Genomic DNA, 20,554 nt, shown 5'->3' on the forward strand with positions numbered 1-20,554 from the left:
TAATTGAGCTTTTTTTATAATATTGATTTTCAATACTTTATATTTACAAATTGCATTTCGTCGTATTTATTTGCATTTAGTAGATTTATATATTATATTTGACTTATAATTTTAGTCCCAAACTAAATTTAACCGCTTATGAATACTTTTACACTCACTCTAAAGGGGTGTACATTACTTTTATGTTCTCTTCTTTTTTCCTTAAAAACTAATGCTCAAACTTGTGGTACAACAATTACAAGTTATCCTTACGCAGAGAATTTTGAATCTGGAATAGGGTCATGGACCCAAGACACAGGTGATGATTTAAATTGGCTGAGAGATTCTGGAGGAACCCCTTCGAGTAATACAGGTCCTAGTTCTGGAAATGGAGATACTTGGTATATGTTTGTTGAAGCCTCGGGCAATGGTACTGGCTATCCGAATAAAGTAGCAAATTTTGAAAGTCCTTGTTTTGATCTTACATCAGTTTCTAATGCCTTTTTTAATTATAGCTATCACATGTATGGGAGTTCTATGGGTACTTTAAATATTGATGTTAGTACGGATAATGGAGCTACTTATCCAACAACTTTAAGAACGTATACTGGTGATCTGGGTAACCAATGGAATACCGATGTGATTGATTTATCTGCTTATATTGGATCAACAATCAAATTAAGATTTAATGCAACCACTGGATCAGATTGGGCAAGTGACTTTGCCATAGATAACATTAGTCTAACTGATACATTATCATATTGCGCAATTGCTGCTAATAATGATTATTTTGAATACATAGGAAATGTTACCCTAGGTACCATAAATAATAACTCAGGCCAGGGAACAACCTCAACTGGTTATTCTGATTTTACAGCGATTTCAACAAACTTAACTCAAGGTAGCGTAAATCCTATATCGATTACACCGATTTGGACAGGAACATTATATAACGAAGCTTTTGCCGTATACATTGACTTTAATCAAGATTTCGATTTTAACGACCCAGGCGAATTAGTATTTACAGCTGGTCCTAATACGGTTTCACCTCAATTAGGGACAGTAACCGTTCCTGGCGGAGCAGCTACTGGTAGCACACGTATGCGAGTCATAATGGATGATGTTAATCCTGTTTCTGGTCCATGTGTAAATCCAAACTTTGGTGAAGTTGAAGACTATACAGTGAATATTATTGCCGCATCACCTTTTGCGGAAATAGATGTTACTGGTAATGGTATATCGATTACCTCTGGAGATATTACTCCATCAATTACAGATGATACTGATTTTGGTTCTACTGATGTTGGTGTAGGAGTTGCAAATAATTTTACAATACATAATTACGGTGGCTCATTTAATTTAAATTTAACAGGTCCATTCCCATATATACAAATTGGTGGAGCTCATGCTGCAGATTTTTCTGTGTCCCTAAATCCTGGTTCATCCATAAATCCTGGAAATAGCACAGTATTTCAAATTACATTTAATCCGTCTGCTGCTGGTATTAGATCAGCAACAATTAGAATATTGAATGACGCCAGCGATGAAAATCCGTACATCTTTGATATTCAAGGATATGGTATTCCGCCATTAACTGAAGGTCCAGGTGGTGTCACTACAGATTTAGCGTTATGGCTAAAAGGCACAGATGGCTTAACCTATACAGATGGGCAATCTGTGAGTATATGGAGAGACCAAGGTCGTGGCGCAGATGCAACAGTAAATACTGCAGGACAAGAACCAACCTATAGAGATAACGTCTCACAAAATGTAAATTTTAATCCCGTTGTAGAATTTGATAATTCGTACGGTACCTTTACACTAGATGGAGATTTTTCATTTGATGATACTTCTACGCAATTCTTAGAAGGTACTTCTGGTTTATATACACAAGATATGTTCGTTGTAATCATACCTGATGAAACGCCTATTAATAATTCATTCGGTTTTATGGATGTCTTTTGTGGTGACGAAAACGTAGGCACCAATGAAACTGATGCTACAGGTATTGGTCTAGGTGACTATACTGGTCGTTTTACAGATGAAATTATAACCTACTGTGTTGGTACAACTAGTGGTGGTCTTGGTTATGGTGTGGCAGAAATTGGTACAGGTAGTTCCTATAATAATGTTGGTATTATTAATACAAGAAATAATTCTGGTGCTACTCAACAAGAACTATACTATAATGCTAACAATATTGAAACCACTCAAAATGACCTTCCAGATTTTTCTAATGTCAACGATTCTCCTTTTTGGATTGGACGAAGTGAAGGCTGGGAAGCGAGTTTAAATGGTAGAGTTGCAGAAATAATTACGTTTTCTGCTAGAAAAGATGATACCAACCTAACACAAGAACGGAATAGAGTGATGTCATATTTAGGAATTAAATATGGAATAACGCTTGGCATTAATGGTACATCTCAAGACTATGTAGACAGTGATGGAACTGTTATCTGGGACCAATCAGTTAATTCAGGATACAATTATGATATTGCAGGTATTGGTAGAGATGATGATTCAGACTTAAACCAAAAGCAATCTCGTAGTGTAAATAATGCCTCTGATGTCGATGGTAGAACTCAAGGAATTATAACTATGGGTTTATCAGATATCTACGATACTAATAACATAAATAAGGTTACTAACCCTACGACATTCAATGACAAAGAGTTTTTAATATGGGGAAATAATGGTATTAACCTTAATGCTGCCTCAACTACAGTCACTATTAATATGAGTTCAGGTATTTCACCAGCATTAACAACTGAGGTAACGTTTACAGCAATGCAACGTATTTGGAAGGTTGTGGAAAACGGTGGTGACATTCCTGAAATAAAGGTAAGAATACCACAAGCTGCAGTAAGAAATATTACACCGCCAGGAAGCTATTTAATGTTCATTTCTAATACAGGTATTTTTGACCCAACTGCAGATTACAGAGTAATGACATCTGATGGTACTGGAAACTTAGAAGCTGAATATGATTTTGATGGTACTAAGTATATTACTTTTGGATACGCACCAGAGGTTATAGTAGAGCGCTCAGTTTATTTTGATGGAGCTGTAGACTATATAGATATGGAAGACAATCTTAACTTAAATCCTGGTAGATTTACTGTTTCTGCATGGATAAAAAGAGATGCTGCTGATAGCGGCACCAAATCTATTCTATCGAAAAGGGATGCTGCATTTACAAGAGGTTATGATTTAACGATATTAAATGATAATAGAGTTGAAATGGATTGGATTAATGGATCGACGCAATCTATTATATCCAATACACGTATCCCAGACGATGAATGGCATCACGTAGCAGTAACTTACGATGGTACAACAGCATATTTATATATAGATGGTGTTGAAGACAGAAATCGCCCTTTATCTCCTCCTGTAGCAACAGATGAATCCTTCTATATCGCTGCAGCAGGTAAGAATACACCTGTACAACATTTTAGAGGGAATATTGACGAAGTACGTGTTTGGAACACTATGCTGTCACCAGATCAACTACGTTTTGTAATGAATCAGGAAATTGAAGCTAACGGATCTCAGGCAATGGGTATAGAATTACCAACATCAATTACTAAAAATGATATTAATGCTGTAGCTTGGAGTGATTTAGCAGGCTATTATCCAATGACCACATACACATATACCATTACATCTGACGCTTCAGGTAATGGTCATCAAGGGGCATTAAGAAACTTAAATACAGTTGACAGGCAAACCGCTCCGCTACCATATGAGTCTGCTCAAAATGGGGATTGGGACACCAATGCCACCTGGGCCAATGGAAATGTACAATACATACCTGGTTCAACATCAATTGTTGATAATAATGTAACTATAGATTGGAACATTGTTAGAACATCACATGATGTAACCTTAGACAATTCAAGTTTACCTGCTGTAAATCAAGATAACAGAAAGATTCTTGGGCTTTATGTAGATGCAAATGAATTAACAGTAAATGGCGATAATGCAACAAATGCCGGAAATGGTATTACAGTATCACATTATTTAAGCTTAACAGGTAAAATAGATCTTGAAGGCGAATCTCAATTAATTCAAGAAGAAGATAGTGATTTAGATGTTGCTGTTAATGGTGAATTAGAGCGTGACCAGCAAGGTACTGCTGACACCTATACGTATAACTATTGGTCTGCACCTGTCGGTGATACTGATACTGGTACAAATGACTATCGTTATACCGTACAAGATATTTTTTATGATGGTACAAACCCTGTAAACTTTCTTACATCAGGGTATGATGGGGCAACTACAAACCCTGTAGGCATAGCAGATTACTGGATATGGAAATATGCAAACCTACCTAGTGATGATTACTCAGCTTGGCAACATGTAAGACGTACAGGAACAATAATGGCTGGAGAAGGTTTCACCATGAAAGGACCTGGTACAGGTACCATTTTGACAGATCAAAACTATGTTTACAAAGGAAAACCTAATAACGGAGATATTAATTTAACCATTAATGCTGGTAATGATTATTTAGTTGGTAACCCTTATGCTTCAGCAATTGATGCTGATGAATTTATAAGAGATAATGGACCAGAGTTAGATTATGATGGTCCTCTGCCAGATGCAACACCAACAATTAGTGGTACGTTATACTTCTGGGAGCATTGGGGAGGTGGTTCTCATATTCTTTCGGAATATCAAGGTAGTTATGCCACTTACAACTTCTCAGGTGCTGTAGCTTCAGCATCAATGGGAACTAATGATCCAGATGTTGGAACAGGAGGAACACCTACCAAACTACCAAGTCGTTATATACCTGTTGGTCAAGGATTTTTCGTCGTTGGAGAAAACGCAGGTACCATTAACTTTAATAATGGACAACGCGTCTTCCAGAAAGAAGGTGGTGCAACTTCAGTATTTATGAGAAATAGTGAGGTAGCGTCATCTCAAAGTAGTGCAGATATAAATACTACTGACGAAAGAATGAAATTCAGAATTGGTTTTAATTCAGTCAATACAATACATCGTCAACTATTATTAACCATAGATGAAAACACGAGTTCTGATGTAGATTGGGCATATGATGCCAAATTAAACGAAGAACAAATGGATGATATGTTCTGGATGATAAATGATGACGCTTACGTTATACAAGCTAGTAATGAAGCAGAAGTTTCTACTGCTTATCCATTAGGTGTTATTACGGATGCTGATGGTATAAATACTATTACTATAGATGCATTAGAAAATGTACCAAGTGATATAGATATTTATTTACATGATATAGATTTAGACCTATACCACAATTTAAGAGCTAGCGATTACGAAATTTTCTTAAATGCTGGTGAATACTTAGAGCGTCTCGAAATTACATTTAGTCCTAATGGTGATGCCTTAAGTACTGATGACGAAACTATTAATGGTATAGATATACTATACTCTAACGACATTGAAAAAATCGTATTGATTAACCCTAACCAAATAGATGTAAAATCTATTGAAATGTTCAACATTTTGGGCCAATCAGTACATACTATAGAAAATATTTCAGATAGCGGTTATTCTGAATATGACGTTAAGAATTTAAGTACTGGAACATATATTATTAAGTTATTTACTGTAAGCGGTTCAGTAACGACTAAAAAAGTTTTAGTAAATTAATTTTGCCCCAAATCTTAAATCTTAACCACGAAAAAGCACTGATGTATGTCAGGGCTTTTTTATTTCATAAATATTAAATAGAAATTAGGATAGTGCCTCAATGAGCTCAGAGAGAGAAACATTTTTTTGTTCACCTGATGCCATATTCTTAATCGCAAAAGACTTATTTTTCAGTTCCTCCTCACCTACCAATACCACAAAAGGAATGTTCCGTTTGTTGGCATAATTCATTTGTTTTTTCATCTGTTTACCAGAACTTACAGCATCAGGATATAATTCTGCCTTTAGGCCATTTTCTCGTAAGTTGGTAACAGCGTTTAAGGATACCATAGCTTCTTGTTCACCAAAACTGATGAATATAACTTTAGTCGTCGCTTTTATTGCTTCCGGGAATAAATTCAATTCCTCTAAAACCAAATAGATACGGTCTAAACCAAAGCTAATACCTACTCCACTCATATCTTTAAGACCAAAGATACCTGTAAGATCATCGTAACGACCTCCACCACCTATAGACCCCATTTTAACGCCTTCTGGTCCTGACACTTCAAAAATAGCACCTGTATAGTAGTTAAGACCTCTGGCTAGTGTTACGTCTAGTTGTAATTTGGCTGTTTTTAAGCCTAGATTTGAAATTGCAGTATTTATAAATTCCAATTCTGCAATGCCTTTTATTCCAATGTCAGATTTACTTAAAATTGATTTTAGACTGGAAATCTGATTTCTAAAGTCACCAGATAATGAAAATAAGGGTTGAAGCTTGGCAATTCCAGTTTCAGAAATCCCTTTACTACGCATTTCTTCTTTTACCTTTTCCTCACCTATTTTATCAAGTTTGTCTAAAGCAACTGTGAAATCAATCAATTTATCTTGTGCACCAATAACCTCTGCAATCCCTGATAAAATTTTTCGATTATTAATCTTTATGGTGACTCCTTCTAATTTTAAAGCTGTAAACACAGCATCATATAATTGTACAAACTCTACTTCTTGTAGCAATGATTTTGAACCAACTACATCGGCATCACACTGATAAAACTCTCTAAATCGTCCTTTTTGTGGTCGGTCTGCACGCCAAACCGGTTGTATTTGATAACGTTTAAAAGGAAATTCAATATCGTTTTGGTGCTGTACCACGTAACGCGCGAAAGGGACTGTGAGGTCATAGCGAAGTGCTTTTTCAGAAATTTTTGGTGTTAAAATACTTTCTGATTTAGTATTTAAATCCTCATCTGATATTTTTTTTAAATATTCACCAGAATTCAAAATCTTAAAAATTAAACGATCACCTTCATCACCATACTTACCCATTAAGGTCTCAGAGTTTTCAAAACTTGGAGTTTCAATAGGTTGAAAGCCAAACAGCTTAAACTGTTCTTTAATCGTATCCATAATATAAGAACGTTTTGCAACCTCTTCTGCATTAAAATCTCTTGTGCCTTTTGGTATACTCGGTTTCTGAGCCATTACTTTGTTTAATTTTCACAAAAATATTATAAATTTTATAGGCAAACCTAAGATATTTCGATTTTATAGTAACTTTATAGTGTTTAATTAGTCTTATAGATTAAACACTCCAACTAACACTACATAATACTATGTTTTCATTAGCTAAAGAGAATATTAAAATTGCATTCGGCTCTATTAAAAGTCAATTACTCAGAACTATTTTAACCGTATTGATTATTGCAATAGGTATTATGGCTCTTGTTGGTATTTTAAGCGGTGTTTCTGCTTTAGAGAATACAATTTCTAGCGATTTTTCTTCTATGGGAGCCAACACATTCAACTTTCAGCGTTATGAGTTTACGGCACAGCGTCAAAGTAGTAGAGAACGCCAAAAAGTAAACCCTGTTATCAGTTATAGAAACGTAAAAGATTTTGAGGAAAGTTATAATTATCCTTTTACCAAAGTAGCTGTGTCCTTTTTTGGAACATTTGCCGCAGAGGTGAAATATGAAAATAAAAAAACAGACCCAGAAGTTTCGGTTATAGGTTCTAACGAGTTCTTTATAGAAAATTCTGGTTTAGAAATAGAAAACGGCCGCTCGCTTAATGTTTTTGATGTTAAAAACAGTAATGCAGTTTGCGTTATTGGTAGCGACTTGCAAAAGGCATTATTCCCTGAAGAAAATCCAGTTGGAAAAACGATAAGTGTTAGAGGTTCTAAGTTTAAAGTCATTGGTGTGCTAAAAGAAAAAGGTGCCACGTTTGGTAATAACCAGGATTTAAGAGTTATTATGCCAATACAAAAAGCGCGTTCCATTTTCACTAACCCGAATATCAACTACACACTTAGTGTTAAAGTAGATAAGAAAGACATGTTACAGGGAGCTCAAGACGATGCTATTTTAACCTTTAGAAATGTGAGAGGATTAAATCCTGTAGAAGACAACAACTTTGGTATAGAACGCAGTGAAGACCTCATTAATAGAATTGCTAATATTTCTGGTGTCCTATATACAGCAGCCTGGATTATTAGTATTATCACCATTTTTGGGTCTACAATAGCTCTGATGAATATTATGCTTGTTTCGGTTTCTGAGCGTACGCGTGAAATAGGTGTTAGAAAAGCGTTAGGTGCCAAGCGCAAAACCATTGCCTTTCAGTTTTTTATAGAAACTGTGATTATTGGTCAGCTTGGTGGTATTGTTGGTATTATTCTAGGTATTTTAATTGGCTGGGGAATTTCAAAAGGATTTGACCTCAACTTCTCTACACCATGGTTTGCGATGATATGGGCAACAAGTATAGCTTTTGTGGTTGCTGTTGTTTCAGGATTATATCCTGCGACTAAAGCTGCTAAATTAGATCCTATAGAGTCGTTACGCTACGAATAGACTATTGCTGCCTGATTAGCTTTTCAAAATATTGAAATAGATCTCCCTTAGTGATATTTGCACCTTGTTGAATCAGTTTGAAAATATCTAAATGCTTATCATCTGAATACTCTTTTTTAGCATTAAAAAATTCAATATCATCTGATAATAAATTGTCCCTTAACCATTGAAACCCTTCCTTTGTGGTTAAATCTACATTGTTGTGCTTTAACTTAAGTGCTATTAAATGCATATGGTTTGCTTTGCATTTAAACAAATAGACCTGCTGTGGTGATATATGTTCTAAATATTCAACCTTATCTAAAACACCATACCATACTAAATCGCTAAACACATCTAGCTCTTGCTCAGCAGCTTCAGGTTTATTCTTTTTTATGTCTTGCCACTCGTCTGCTGTTATAGACTGAGTAGCTAAAAAATTAATGAATTCTTTATGGAGTTCTTCAAATTGTTCTTTTGTAAGTCTGGTATATTTCATATCAGCTTTGTTTTAATTAATTGCTTTATAAGCCTGAAATGGTCTATCTGTTGCTAAAATATCTATTCCCTTCTCTAGCCAAGTTTTATAAAGGCCATTACTTCTTGCTTTTGCTCGATTATCTAAGTTACCTAAGGTTCCAAGGATGCACACAATATCTTTGTTATGTAATCTTTTATAGAGTGATGGATTCGACAAACGGGTTCCGGTAAATGCCAACATATTTTCAGTTGGAATATTAGTTTGTAATAACCTATCGAATTCATCATGATTTCTTGCAGAAACTGATAACAACAGATCTGGGCTAATTTTAAAAGCAGATTGTGCTTGTTTTACATCATAAGTAATAACAATACAAATATCTTTAGCTTCTCCTGTTTTAATAGCATCAATAACAGCTTTTTGACTAACACTTCGTTTAATGTCTACCGTAAGAATGACATTATTAGCATTACACCACTTTAGTACTTCAGAAAAGAGAGGGATTTTAAACTTGGTTGCATTACCAAAATCATCAATAAGATTGTAGTTCTTTAAGGTGTTATAAGTCTTATTAGATATTAAGCCAGTTCCATTTGTTGTTCGATCTATGGAATTATCGTGCATAAGCACCATTTTACCATCTTTGGTCTGCGCAATATCAATTTCAAAAATTGCTGAGATACTATCATTAACATACTTGATGGTTTCTAAACAATTTTCAGGATAATACGGAATACCTTTTCCACCACGATGTACACTAATCTTTGGATAATTAGAGTTAGATGCTCTAAATACGTCGATTAACTCAGATTTAGATGTCTTTATAGTTTTGCTATCTGATTTAGATTGCTTACATCCAAAAAATAATGCAATAAGTAAAATGAAAAATATCTGCTCCATATTTATGGAATAAAAAAACCGTTTAGAAGACTAAACGGTTTTTAATATAAATTAAATAAGATTAAGCTTCAGCAATAACTTCGAAAGTTAAATCTACAGTAACAGATCTGTGTAATCTTATTTCTGCATCGTACTGACCTAAACGCTTAATATTTCCACCTTGGATAGAAATAAACTTTCTATCAATTTCATGACCTTCTTTTCTTAGTGCTTCAGCCAAATCCATTTTGGTAATAGAACCAAATAATTTGTCTCCGGCAGTTGCACCAGTTCCTGCCTTGGCAGTGATCTTAATATCCAATTCCTTTAATGCTTCAGAAGCCTTTTCAGCCTCAGCAATAATAGATTTCTCTTTGTAAGCTCTTTGCTTTAATGTTTCTGCTAATACTTTTTTAGCAGACGTAGTAGCCATTACAGCTTGTCCTTGAGGAATTAAAAAATTTCTACCATAACCGTTCTTTACTGTTACAATATCGTCTTTAAATCCTAAATTTTCAACGTCTTGTTTTAATATAAGTTCCATTGTTATGATATTTTATTTTAATAAATCAGCAACATATGGCATAAGCGCTAAATGTCTAGCTCTTTTTACTGCCACAGATACTTTTCTTTGATACTTTAAAGAAGTTCCTGTTAAACGTCTTGGTAGCAATTTACCTTGTTCGTTTACAAAACTCATTAAGAAATCTGGATCTTTGTAATCTACATACTTAATACCAGATTTTTTAAAACGACAGTATTTCTTCGCTTTAGTAGTTTCAATATTTAAAGGCGTAAGATATCTTATCTCGCCGTCTTTCTTTCCTTTTGCTTGTTGTTCTATAGATGACATAATTACGCTTTTTGTTTGTTTCTATCTCTTCTTTTATCAGCCCAAGCCGCTGCGTGCTTGTCTAATTTCACAGTTAAGTAACGCATAAAACGTTCATCACGTCTAAACTCTACTTCTAATTGCTCAATTGCTTCACCAGCAACCGTGTAATCAAATAGGTGGTAAAAACCACTTTTCTTGTTCTGGATCGGGTAAGCTAACTTCTTTAAACCCCAATCTTCTTTGGCAGTCATCTTAGCTCCTTTAGAAACGAGGTAATCCTCATATTTCTTTACTGTCTCCTTTATCTGGTCTTCAGATAAAACGGGATTTAAGATGAAAACAGTTTCATATCGATTCATAATTTATTGTTTGTTTATTGTTAAACGGCTGCAAAAATAAGCATTAAATCTAATTCTGGCAACGTTTTTAAACGTAAAATTTCACTATCTATTTATGAGGTCGGAAATGTTAAAATTCACACTTTATCGGTATTTTTTGTTTTTTAACCGAATTTTTCGTACTATTGTCGATATCTTAACCTAAAATTAGAAATGTTATGACTTTAAACTGTGTAGTTGTTGATGATTCTGCAATTCAGCGCCTCTCTATAGTAAAGTTAATTGAGAATCATTCTTCACTTAACCTTATTGCAGAGTACAGCAGTGCGTTAGAAACAAAAAACGGTCTTAATACCCATAAGGTGGATCTTATCTTCTTAGATATAGAGATGCCAGTATTAAACGGTTTTGAACTTTTAGATGTACTCAACAACAAACCCCAAATTATTTTTGTTACAGGTAAAACCGAATATGCTTTTAAAGCATTTAATTACGACGCTACCGACTATCTTCAAAAACCAATCACTAAAGAACGTTTTAATACTGCAGTAGAAAAAGCTATTGAGCAGCATAAACTGAAATTAGACTTTAACGAAACAGATGGTGAACACATCTTTGTAAAGAGTAACCTTAAAAAACGTAAAGTTTACATTAAGGATATTAAGTGGATTGAAGCCTTAGGCGATTATGTAAAGGTTGTAACAGAAGAAAACAGCCTAGTGGTATTATCTACTATGAAGGCTTTTGAACAAGAATTACCTGAAGGTAAATTTTTAAGAATTCACAAATCTTATATTGTGAATTTAGATAAGATAGACCGTTTTAACAGTAAAAATGTTGAGGTCGGTGCCTATGAGATACCATTGAGTCGAAATAAAAAGACGCAATTGGTTGATGCTTTAAATAATATGTAAAAACTTTACTATTTATTTAAACAGAACTCTCAATGCACATTGAAATAAAATTATCTCGTTGTTTAACAGCGAGATTTTTTTTAGTAATTATCTACATTAATTACGACTCTGACGGATCTAAAATCTTTAACAGCATTAAAACTAGTGTCAATTTTAGCAATAGCTTCCTTCGTTTTTACTAAAGATTGCTTTTGCGGTATTTTTATAAGGATATTTTTATTGTACAGGTTTCTAATTCTTGATATTGGTGGAAATTCTGGCCCTAATACATTTGCCTTAAACACTTGCCGTAAAGATTTAGCGTACCAATCTGCGGCTAAATTGACTCTGTTGTAATCTTTATGTTTAAATGTAATTTTAATAAGCCTGTAAATAGGCGGATATTTGTAGTTGTAACGATCATTCATTTGCTCAGCATACATCTCTTTATATGAGTTTGTAGATACTTGCTGCAATATGTTATGATGCGGGTTGTAGGTCTGAATTAATACCTTACCTCTCAAATCAGTGCGTCCTGCCCTACCAGATACTTGTGCCATCAACTGATAACTGCGCTCATGAGCTCTAAAATCTGGAAAATTCAATAAATTATCGGCGTTCATTATACCAACAAGTTTCACATATCTAAAATCTAATCCTTTAGTTAACATTTGGGTACCAACTAAAATATCGACTTCACGCTGCTCAAAACTATTAATGATTTTTTCGAATCCGTATTTACCTCGGGTAGTATCTAAATCCATACGAGCAACTTTCTTCTCTGGGAATAAAGCTTTTACCTCTTCTTCTATCTGTTCTGTACCAAAACCTTTGGTATCTAATGTTGCATTACCACACGCCTGACAACTCTTTAGCATTTGCGAATTATACCCACAATAATGACAACGCAGTTGGTCTCTGTATTGATGATAGGTTAAACTTACATCACAATTAGGACACTGAGGCGAATTACCACAAGTTGTACATTCTACAATTGGTGAGAATCCTCTTCTATTCTGAAATAATATAATTTGAAAGCCTTGCTCTAAGGTTACTGTCATTTCAGCAATAAGTCGGTCACTAAAATGACCTTTCATACGCTTACGCTTGTATTTATCAGCTAAATCTACCAATTCAATATCAGGCATTAAAACATTATTATATCTGGTAGTTAACTCTACCAAACCATATTTTCCCTGGCTTGCATTAAAATAGCTTTCTAGACTCGGTGTTGCAGAACCTAAAAGTGTTTTTGCCTTGTGAAAATTAGCTAAAACAATAGCTGCATCTCTTGCGTGATATCTTGGTGCAGGATCGAATTGCTTGTAAGACTGCTCATGCTCTTCATCTATAATAATTAATCCTAAATTCTGAAATGGTAACAATAAAGATGATCGAGCACCAACAATGACTTGTGCTTTATCTGATTTGTTGAGCATATTCTGCCATACCTCAACGCGTTCATTACCAGAATAACGACTATGAAAAACCGCTACTTTTTCTCCAAAATAATCCTGTAACCGCTGTACGAGTTGCGTTGTTAATGCGATTTCAGGTAGTAAATACAATACCTGATTTCCTTTGTCTAACTGTTGCCTGATTAGTTTTACGTAAATTTCTGTTTTACCAGAAGATGTTACTCCATGCAAGAGCGCTACAGATTTAGATTTAAAAATTTCTTTAATTTCTATAAATGCATTTTGTTGTACATCATTTAAGGTTTTTGCCGCTGCGTCACCTTCACCCTCAAACTGTACTCTATCGGTTTGAATATGATATTCTTCTAATATAACTTTATCAATCAAGGCTTTTATTATCGCTGAAGACGTGCCACTTCGCTCAACTAATTCTGAAACCTTTATAGGTTTGTTCGCCGATGCTTCAAGCGTAAACAAGGTTAATAAGACTTGTCGCTGTTTAGGAGCTCTACTTAATAATCCTAGTAACTCCTGTAGTTTCTCTTCCGATTTATGATGTTGATGTAACTTAACATAACGGACCAATTTTGGTTGGTACTTTTCATAAAGTTCTTCCTGAAGAAATAAAATATCCTTTTCAACCAAAGCTTTAATAACCGGTAGAACGCGTTTTTTATCTAAAATTGATACCACATCCTGAATTTTCAATGACGACTGATATTGTAAAGCTTCATATATTAAAAATTCATCATCTTTTAATTGTGAGTCATTAATATCGATGGTATCATTTTTAGTAATTATGGTTTCGCTTTCTAATAAAAAGGCATTTGGCATTGCCGCGCGCACAACTTCACCTAAACTACACATGTAATAGCTAGCTATCCACTCCCAGTGCTTTAGTTGCATTTCTGTAACTACAGGTTGCTCGTCTAATATTTGATGGATGGTCTTCGCCTCATAAGCTGTAGGTGGATTATTATGAATGTTGTAAGCTAAAGCCGTATAGATTTTGCTTTTACCAAAGGGTACAGCCACACGCATTCCAGCCTTTATAAACTGTGCTTCGGCTTCAGTAATATGGTAAGTGAATGCCTTCTGAAGCGGAATGGGCAATATGACATCGAGAAAATAAGTCATATTAATTTTCTGAGTCTTCTTTTGGATTCTTTTTTAAAAACTGCATTGATGCATTGAGTTCATAACCTAGTAATAAAATATTAGAGTTGAGCCATAAATAGAATAATAAAATAAGCAGTGCACCTATTGAACCATAGAGTTCGTTATATTTTGAGAAATTTTCTATGTAAAGACCAAACAAATAAGAGGTTAGTATTATCAATAAAGTTGTAAGTAAAGCACCAACCGAAAAGAACCGTGTATTGCGACCTTCTTTGGTCCCAAAATAATACAACGTCGCTGTTGCCAAATAAACCATTAGAACAAAAAACATGTATTTAGCAAAGATAATCCAACCCAATCCGGAATCACTTTTTAAAGCATCTTGCCCAGTAATACCTTCATAAATAGGTTGAATAATGTAAATCTGAAAATATCCAAAAATGGCAACGGTAAGCAATACCAAAAAAGCTAAAATCAGCGCTACACCCAAGGCATATAAATATTGCTGAAGTACACTTCGTGTCAATTGCTCATGGTACGAGTATTCAAATCCTGAAAACACTGCACTTACACCATTTGCCATTAAAAAAATGGATAATAAAAATATGGAAGAAATTAATCCTGCACCACTACTATCACTTATGTTTTCAAAAATATTAGAGAAGAAAAATTTGGAGGTTTGTGGTGGTAAAAAATCATTTAAGAATAATTCAAATTCCTCTGGAAAATTATCTATGGGAATATAAGGCATTATAATAATAACGAACAGTAAGAATGGAAAAATCGCGGTAAAAAAGCTAAATGCAATAGCACTTGCTCTTGTGGTTAGTGCACCTTTTACTATACCTAAAGCGTACAGTTCTAATAAATCGTAAATAGATAAACCCTCACAACCTGGTAGACGTATTTGCTTAAAAAAACGAACGACTACATTAATTATGGGGATTTTATCTAACTTTTCTTCTATGTGTTTTGACATGCTTTAAACAGCTTTCAGGCTTAGGTCTAAATTGTAAACAGAATGTGTTAAAGCTCCTGAGGATATATAATCTACACCACACTCTGCGTATTTACGTATGGTATTTTCATTGATGCCGCCAGAAGATTCTGTGAGACATTGATCACCTATTAATTTTACGGCTTTTCGTGTGTTTTCAAAATTAAAATTATCGATTAGAATTCTGTAAACACCACCACAATCTAGTATTTCTTGTATTTCTTTCAGGTTTCGGGCTTCAACAATAATTTTTAAATCACGTTCGGTGTCCTTTAAATAGTCTTTGGTTTTACTAATCGCTTTAGCGACGCCACCTGCAAAATCTATATGATTATCTTTTAGCATAATCATATCGTACAACGCGAATCTATGATTCTCGCCTCCACCAATTTTTACAGCCCATTTTTCTAAAGCTCTAATTCCTGGTGTCGTTTTTCGAGTGTCTAAAACTTTAGTTCCTGTGCCTTCTAATAAATCTACAAACTTTTTAGTTTTAGTGGCTATAGCACTCATACGTTGCATCGCATTTAAAACCAATCGTTCAGCTTTTAAAATAGATTGTGATGCTCCTTCTACATAAAAGACTATATCGCCATATTTCACCTCACGACCATCTTCTATCAATGTCTCTACCTTCATTTTAGGATCTACATAAGCAAATACTTGTTTTGCAAATTCAACTCCTGCAATGGTCCCTTTATCTTTAACTAATAATTTCGCTTTTCCTGTTGCGGATGAAGGTATACAAGCCATAGAACTATGATCACCATCACCCACATCTTCTCGTATGGCATTGGCTATGATTAATTCTATTTCTTTATCAAATTGCACTTTTGAAATCATTTGTAAAACTTATTTAGTGTAAAAATAGGAATTGAAAGGTTAATAGTTGAAAAAAGCCAATATCAAATTGTAAAAAAGTATAACTTTGAATTTATGACCATAAAACTCCTGGCTATAGGCAAAACAGATAATAAAAATTTAATCGCTTTAATTAACGATTACACCAAACGTCTTGGCTTTTATATTAAGTTTGAGTTTGAGATTATACCAGATCTGAAAAAAGCGAAACACCTATCGGATTCACAACAAAAAGACAAAGAAGGTGAATTGATCTTATCTAAAACTCAGAAATCGGATATATTAATTTTATTAGACGAAAATGGTAAACAAATGGATTCTGTAGCGTTTTCTAGCTATTTGCAGAAACACATGAATTCTGGTATTAAAACTTTAATATTTGTAATTGGAGGACCTTATGGGTTCTCTGATGACGTTTACAAAAGAGCAAATGGAAAGTTAGGCTTATCAAAAATGACATTTTCGCATCAAATGGTGCGCCTGTTCTTTATAGAACAATTATACAGAGGGTTTACTATTTTAAAGAACGAACCCTATCATCATAGATAAAATAGCAAACCCTCCGGTATAAAAACGTCGAAACGTTATGTGGTATTAATGTGTTTTATATGTCTCTTTTCTCTTTTTAAGTTGCCTGGTTAAATCACTTATTGTTTCACTGACAGCTAATTCATAATTATGTTTATTAGATTTAGCGAAAATACGAGGACCAGGTAAGCTTAACTCAATGTTACAAATCTTACCTGCGTTATGGTCTTTATTATCATGCTTAAAATATACTTGTGCGGCAATAATAAACTCAAATTTATCAGCTAATTTTTCTAGTTTTTCTTCGGTAATTGCTGATAAGGTCTCACTTACATCTGTATTTACATATTGAAAATTTACAGTCATAATCTATACTTGTTTTAATTAATAATTCCTTTATCTAAGATACAATAATAAGTAGGTTATATAACTGACAAATGTCATAAATTATTCCTAAGATTGATACGAATTTAACTACATGATTTCAACTCATTATCTTACTCAAAAACAACCTCGTCTATGTAGATTTTATGAGAAGAACCATAACCATTTGAAAATATTACCAAACCAGATCTAACACAACTTAGGTCTAAATTCTTCAGCTTAATAGTATACTTTTTCCATTGAGAGGATAATTCTATTTCTTCTGCTACAATGGCTGAATCTGGATATGGTTTATCGTTACCAATTAAGCCAAAACCAATCTTAGCAATGACTCCACTAAAATCTGATTTTGCCCAAAAACTAAAGGTCTTAGCACCACTAATATTGTAGCCTCCCAGAATATCTCCCCAATCATTAGCAGGATCTACAAAGGCTAAGCCATACCAACCAGAACGATCTTTATAACTAATTTCTATAGACATTTTACCCGAATGTACATTTTTACTATGATCTAAATCTACAGACATAGCTTTGTAATTGCCCATATAACCTGTTGGTATATATGGTAAGTCCTCATTATCTTTATACACATAAAATGGTAATTCTACTTTTGGAACACGGAATTTATTAGGTATGGCATTATCATCTTTAACCTTTATAGAAGTCGAGGCAATTCCTAAATTAGGATAGCTATCATTAACAAAAGCATAAACTTTAATAGCACTATTAACTTCCGGTAATTGGATTTCAAAGCCATCTTTAAAATTTCCTCTATATTTTAATGGCAAAATCTGATTTCTATAACGCCTACTTCCTACACGATGGTTATAACCAAAACTCACTTCTAAAACATCACTCTCTTTATCTGTAGTTGCAAGGGTTACAGGCACCCAAGTGCCACTATCTGCAGTGTTATCAGGTAATTTTAGTTTTGAAATTTCTGGGACATAATTCGCGGGTTTGTTTCCTGTATAAGCTTCTCTGATAGCCCAGTACTGCGGTCTGTAATGTGAATTAACATGTGTTGCTAACCAAATATCACCAAAACTAGTTCCACTATTATAATGAAATACATAGACTCCTAGACAATTGTCTTTGTTAGTAATCCATTTAGAATATCCGTTAGCAATAGCATCATATTTTTGAGCGTCTGTAGGTTCAATTTTAATACCATTTTTATCTTCTGCAACATCCCATTCACCTGTTACACCAAACTCAGTCACTATGTATGGTTTATCAATCTTGCGTTTTTTCATTTCATCCGCAAGGAAATTAGCTCCAGCACCATAACTATTTAATCCATAAATATCTATAGAAGGTACATATTTACTCCACCAGTCCATTCCAAAATTCCAAGCCTCTACTGAGGTTATAGGATGATTACTGTCTATTTCTTTTATCTTGCTACAAATACGTTCTAAAAGCTTTGAATACACGAGTTTTTCTTCATCTGTAGCCATGTTAAGATAAACTTCGTTACCAATGCCCCAAGTTAAAACTGCAGGATGGTCCTTGTATTTATTGACAACAGCAATAGCATTAGTGTAGTGGTCTTCTTTTCCTTGCGTATTGGTTAAATAATCGAAGCTGTCATCATCTTCCATTCCAGGTCTGCCATGACGCATCCAAATACCAACCATGACCTTCATACCATTGGCATGAGCGGCATCTAAAAGCGCTGGAGTATTTTCTCCAGTAGCCCATGTTCTGACGGTATTAACTCCCAAATATTTCAAATCCTTAAAATAGGCATCATAGTTACTTACGTCTTTATCATAGCCAAACGTGACTCCTTTAACTGCAAATGGTAGCTTATTAACTTTCATAACCCATTTATCATTCTCCTTTTCTACTGTAGTTTGAGAAAATGATAGTAATGACATGAACAAGAGGAAAATAAAGAGTCGCATAAATCAGAGTTTTGAAATGTAAAGTTAAGACAATTTCGCCTCAAAACGAATATTACCATATCTTTGAATGGATTGTAAATTATAGTCTCATGAAACTCGTTTTCGCCACAAATAACCCCAATAAATTAAAAGAAGTACAGAATCTCCTACCTGAATCTATTCAGCTATTGAGTTTAAAAGACATTGGCTGTTTTGAGGACATACCAGAAACAACTGGCACTATTGAAGGTAATGCTGAACAAAAAGCAGAATACATTAAAAGTAACTATGGTTATGATTGTTTCGCAGACGATACGGGCTTAGAAGTAGATGCCTTAAATGGCGAACCTGGTGTGGATACAGCTCATTATGCTGGTCCACAACGCGATGCTAATGATAATATGATCAAACTATTATCTGAATTAGAAGATAAGAGCACTCGTAGCGCGCAATTTAAAACCGTCATTGCACTTTGTTTAGATGGAAAACTGCACACCTTTTCTGGAATTTGCAAAGGTGCTATCACCAATACCAAGCAAGGTGACAAAGGATTTGGTTACGATCCAATTTTTAGACCAGTAGGCTATATTGAAACGTTCGCTCAGGTTTCTTTAGAAGAAAAAAACAAAATAGGGCATCGTGGGAAGGCAGTAAAACAATTGATTTCATTTCTAGCAAATACTCATAAATAAATTAAATCTAAATAGAAAGTTGTCATTTAAGGACAATCTCATTCACTAAGCTAAAAAAACCTTACATTTCTGTAAGGTCTTTTTATTTTATCACATTTCACAATTGAAATACTAAATTTTCTAGTATTCCAAATACTAATTATTAATGTGTAATAAAAATCGTGTGATACTAAATTTGTTATCCTCAACATTGGCATTATCGTCAGCCATTCTTTGTGCTGTTGGATAATTAAACACATTGTAATAACCACCTTCACCGTGGATTAATCTATAATTACCTAGGCCTTCTTCATAGGTGTAGATTTCTTCCCATGACCATCCTTCGCCACTCTGAGTAATAGATTCTAAAAGTCCTAAACTATTATAGCTAAAATTAGTACTCTCGTCTAATTCCCAGTTACCATCATTATCATAATCATAATCGTCAATTCGAATCACTTTATTTCCAGAATAACTATAAACTTCTCTATCCGAATTTTCCCAAACTTCGTCTCCATTATCATAGTAAAACTCTAGTACCTCAGTTAAATTATCATTAGTATAGGAGAATTCATATTTGTAATTAAATTCTTCATTACCATTATAATAATCGTATTCAATGATTTCATCAATTTTATCGCCATTATACGTGCAGACATACTTTTCTTCTAATTCATCATTATACAAACGCTCAACTTTCATTATTTTATCTCCATTATATGTGAAAACTTGTCTAAAGGTACCATAAGGACTAGATGATTTAGTTTCTACGACCTTCCCATTTACAATTTTTATGTCGTAATTTGACTGCATATTC

The 20,554-nt window shown here is 34.1% G+C and carries 17 protein-coding genes; 5 read left to right on the forward strand and 12 right to left on the reverse strand.

Annotated features, from left to right (window positions below; all coding sequences use genetic code 11):
• Nucleotides 1-138 precede the first annotated feature (138 nt).
• Nucleotides 139-5,625 (forward strand): LamG-like jellyroll fold domain-containing protein, encoded by a 5,487-nt coding sequence (locus ACTG3Y_RS04945; protein ID WP_439151811.1) that lies wholly within the window; start codon nt 139-141, stop codon nt 5,623-5,625.
• Nucleotides 5,626-5,709: 84 nt separating this feature from the next.
• Here ACTG3Y_RS04945 and hisS read toward each other — a convergent pair whose 3' ends face one another.
• Entirely contained in the window at nt 5,710-7,092 is a 1,383-nt protein-coding gene (gene hisS / locus ACTG3Y_RS04950; RefSeq protein WP_439151812.1) for a histidine--tRNA ligase, read from the reverse strand.
• A gap of 131 nt (nt 7,093-7,223) precedes the next feature.
• Here hisS and ACTG3Y_RS04955 point away from each other — a divergent pair, with 131 nt between their 5' ends.
• Nucleotides 7,224-8,465 (forward strand): ABC transporter permease, encoded by a 1,242-nt coding sequence (locus ACTG3Y_RS04955; protein WP_439151813.1) that lies wholly within the window; start codon nt 7,224-7,226, stop codon nt 8,463-8,465.
• 1 nt (nt 8,466) lies between these two features.
• Here ACTG3Y_RS04955 and ACTG3Y_RS04960 read toward each other — a convergent pair whose 3' ends face one another.
• The 5 genes from ACTG3Y_RS04960 to rpsF all read right to left on the reverse strand — a co-directional run bounded on the left by ACTG3Y_RS04960 (nt 8,467) and on the right by rpsF (nt 10,998).
• Entirely contained in the window at nt 8,467-8,943 is a 477-nt protein-coding gene (locus tag ACTG3Y_RS04960) for a DUF6495 family protein (protein WP_439151814.1), read from the reverse strand.
• Between the two features lie 12 nt (nt 8,944-8,955).
• Nucleotides 8,956-9,825: a glycerophosphodiester phosphodiesterase family protein gene (locus ACTG3Y_RS04965; protein WP_439151815.1), complete on the reverse strand. Its 870-nt coding sequence runs from the start codon at nt 9,823-9,825 to the stop codon at nt 8,956-8,958.
• Nucleotides 9,826-9,886: 61 nt separating this feature from the next.
• Nucleotides 9,887-10,348, reverse strand: a complete 462-nt coding sequence (gene rplI, locus ACTG3Y_RS04970; protein ID WP_439151816.1) for a 50S ribosomal protein L9 — start codon at nt 10,346-10,348, stop codon at nt 9,887-9,889.
• Nucleotides 10,349-10,360: 12 nt separating this feature from the next.
• Nucleotides 10,361-10,660, reverse strand: coding sequence for a 30S ribosomal protein S18 (gene rpsR / locus ACTG3Y_RS04975; RefSeq protein ID WP_439151828.1), 300 nt, complete (start codon nt 10,658-10,660; stop codon nt 10,361-10,363).
• Nucleotides 10,660-10,998 (reverse strand): 30S ribosomal protein S6, encoded by a 339-nt coding sequence (gene rpsF, locus ACTG3Y_RS04980; protein ID WP_439151817.1) that lies wholly within the window; start codon nt 10,996-10,998, stop codon nt 10,660-10,662. Before rpsF ends, rpsR begins: the two co-directional genes overlap by 1 nt.
• A 197-nt stretch (nt 10,999-11,195) precedes the next feature.
• Between rpsF and ACTG3Y_RS04985 the strand changes: the two genes are divergently transcribed.
• The gene (locus tag ACTG3Y_RS04985) at nt 11,196-11,891 is read left to right on the forward strand and encodes a LytR/AlgR family response regulator transcription factor (protein ID WP_008271090.1); all 696 of its coding nucleotides are present in this window, start codon (nt 11,196-11,198) and stop codon (nt 11,889-11,891) included.
• A gap of 80 nt (nt 11,892-11,971) precedes the next feature.
• Here the strand turns inward: ACTG3Y_RS04985 and priA are convergent, their stop codons facing one another.
• From priA to nadC, 3 genes are read right to left on the reverse strand one after another with little or no spacing between them, the layout of a single operon-like run.
• Nucleotides 11,972-14,425 (reverse strand): replication restart helicase PriA, encoded by a 2,454-nt coding sequence (gene priA, locus ACTG3Y_RS04990; protein ID WP_439151818.1) that lies wholly within the window; start codon nt 14,423-14,425, stop codon nt 11,972-11,974.
• A 1-nt stretch (nt 14,426) separates the two neighbouring features.
• On the reverse strand, nt 14,427-15,386 hold the full coding sequence (locus tag ACTG3Y_RS04995) for a YihY/virulence factor BrkB family protein (RefSeq protein WP_439151819.1): 960 nt from the start codon (nt 15,384-15,386) through the stop codon (nt 14,427-14,429).
• A 3-nt stretch (nt 15,387-15,389) separates the two neighbouring features.
• Nucleotides 15,390-16,247, reverse strand: a complete 858-nt coding sequence (nadC, locus tag ACTG3Y_RS05000; protein ID WP_439151820.1) for a carboxylating nicotinate-nucleotide diphosphorylase — start codon at nt 16,245-16,247, stop codon at nt 15,390-15,392.
• Nucleotides 16,248-16,340: 93 nt separating this feature from the next.
• Between nadC and rlmH the strand changes: the two genes are divergently transcribed.
• Nucleotides 16,341-16,814: a 23S rRNA (pseudouridine(1915)-N(3))-methyltransferase RlmH gene (rlmH, locus tag ACTG3Y_RS05005; RefSeq protein ID WP_439151821.1), complete on the forward strand. Its 474-nt coding sequence runs from the start codon at nt 16,341-16,343 to the stop codon at nt 16,812-16,814.
• 45 nt (nt 16,815-16,859) lie between these two features.
• Here the strand turns inward: rlmH and ACTG3Y_RS05010 are convergent, their stop codons facing one another.
• Together ACTG3Y_RS05010 and ACTG3Y_RS05015 are read right to left on the reverse strand one after the other, a co-directional pair.
• Nucleotides 16,860-17,159 (reverse strand): HPF/RaiA family ribosome-associated protein, encoded by a 300-nt coding sequence (locus ACTG3Y_RS05010; protein WP_439151822.1) that lies wholly within the window; start codon nt 17,157-17,159, stop codon nt 16,860-16,862.
• Nucleotides 17,160-17,290: 131 nt separating this feature from the next.
• Nucleotides 17,291-19,087, reverse strand: a complete 1,797-nt coding sequence (locus ACTG3Y_RS05015) for a glycoside hydrolase family 2 TIM barrel-domain containing protein (protein ID WP_439151823.1) — start codon at nt 19,085-19,087, stop codon at nt 17,291-17,293.
• 89 nt (nt 19,088-19,176) lie between these two features.
• Between ACTG3Y_RS05015 and ACTG3Y_RS05020 the strand changes: the two genes are divergently transcribed.
• Nucleotides 19,177-19,758, forward strand: a complete 582-nt coding sequence (locus ACTG3Y_RS05020; RefSeq protein ID WP_439151824.1) for a non-canonical purine NTP diphosphatase — start codon at nt 19,177-19,179, stop codon at nt 19,756-19,758.
• 135 nt (nt 19,759-19,893) lie between these two features.
• Here the strand turns inward: ACTG3Y_RS05020 and ACTG3Y_RS05025 are convergent.
• Nucleotides 19,894-20,554 (reverse strand): hypothetical protein (locus tag ACTG3Y_RS05025; RefSeq protein WP_439151825.1); only part of this gene is annotated, 661 nt, incomplete at its 5' end.

The organism is Winogradskyella sp. (genome assembly GCF_965656915.1).
Taxonomy (GTDB): domain Bacteria; phylum Bacteroidota; class Bacteroidia; order Flavobacteriales; family Flavobacteriaceae; genus Winogradskyella.

Coding starts and splice junctions, on each gene's coding strand:
- ACTG3Y_RS05020 (WP_439151824.1), top strand. CDS start 19,177: ATGAAACTCGTTTTCGCCACAAATAACCCCAATAAATTAAAAGAAGTA.
- ACTG3Y_RS04995 (WP_439151819.1), bottom strand. CDS start 15,386: ATGTCAAAACACATAGAAGAAAAGTTAGATAAAATCCCCATAATTAAT.
- ACTG3Y_RS05010 (WP_439151822.1), bottom strand. CDS start 17,159: ATGACTGTAAATTTTCAATATGTAAATACAGATGTAAGTGAGACCTTA.
- rplI (WP_439151816.1), bottom strand. CDS start 10,348: ATGGAACTTATATTAAAACAAGACGTTGAAAATTTAGGATTTAAAGAC.
- rlmH (WP_439151821.1), top strand. CDS start 16,341: ATGACCATAAAACTCCTGGCTATAGGCAAAACAGATAATAAAAATTTA.
- ACTG3Y_RS04985 (WP_008271090.1), top strand. CDS start 11,196: ATGACTTTAAACTGTGTAGTTGTTGATGATTCTGCAATTCAGCGCCTC.
- ACTG3Y_RS04955 (WP_439151813.1), top strand. CDS start 7,224: ATGTTTTCATTAGCTAAAGAGAATATTAAAATTGCATTCGGCTCTATT.
- hisS (WP_439151812.1), bottom strand. CDS start 7,092: ATGGCTCAGAAACCGAGTATACCAAAAGGCACAAGAGATTTTAATGCA.
- priA (WP_439151818.1), bottom strand. CDS start 14,425: ATGACTTATTTTCTCGATGTCATATTGCCCATTCCGCTTCAGAAGGCA.
- ACTG3Y_RS04960 (WP_439151814.1), bottom strand. CDS start 8,943: ATGAAATATACCAGACTTACAAAAGAACAATTTGAAGAACTCCATAAA.
- ACTG3Y_RS04965 (WP_439151815.1), bottom strand. CDS start 9,825: ATGGAGCAGATATTTTTCATTTTACTTATTGCATTATTTTTTGGATGT.
- ACTG3Y_RS04945 (WP_439151811.1), top strand. CDS start 139: ATGAATACTTTTACACTCACTCTAAAGGGGTGTACATTACTTTTATGT.
- ACTG3Y_RS05015 (WP_439151823.1), bottom strand. CDS start 19,087: ATGCGACTCTTTATTTTCCTCTTGTTCATGTCATTACTATCATTTTCT.
- nadC (WP_439151820.1), bottom strand. CDS start 16,247: ATGATTTCAAAAGTGCAATTTGATAAAGAAATAGAATTAATCATAGCC.
- rpsF (WP_439151817.1), bottom strand. CDS start 10,998: ATGAATCGATATGAAACTGTTTTCATCTTAAATCCCGTTTTATCTGAA.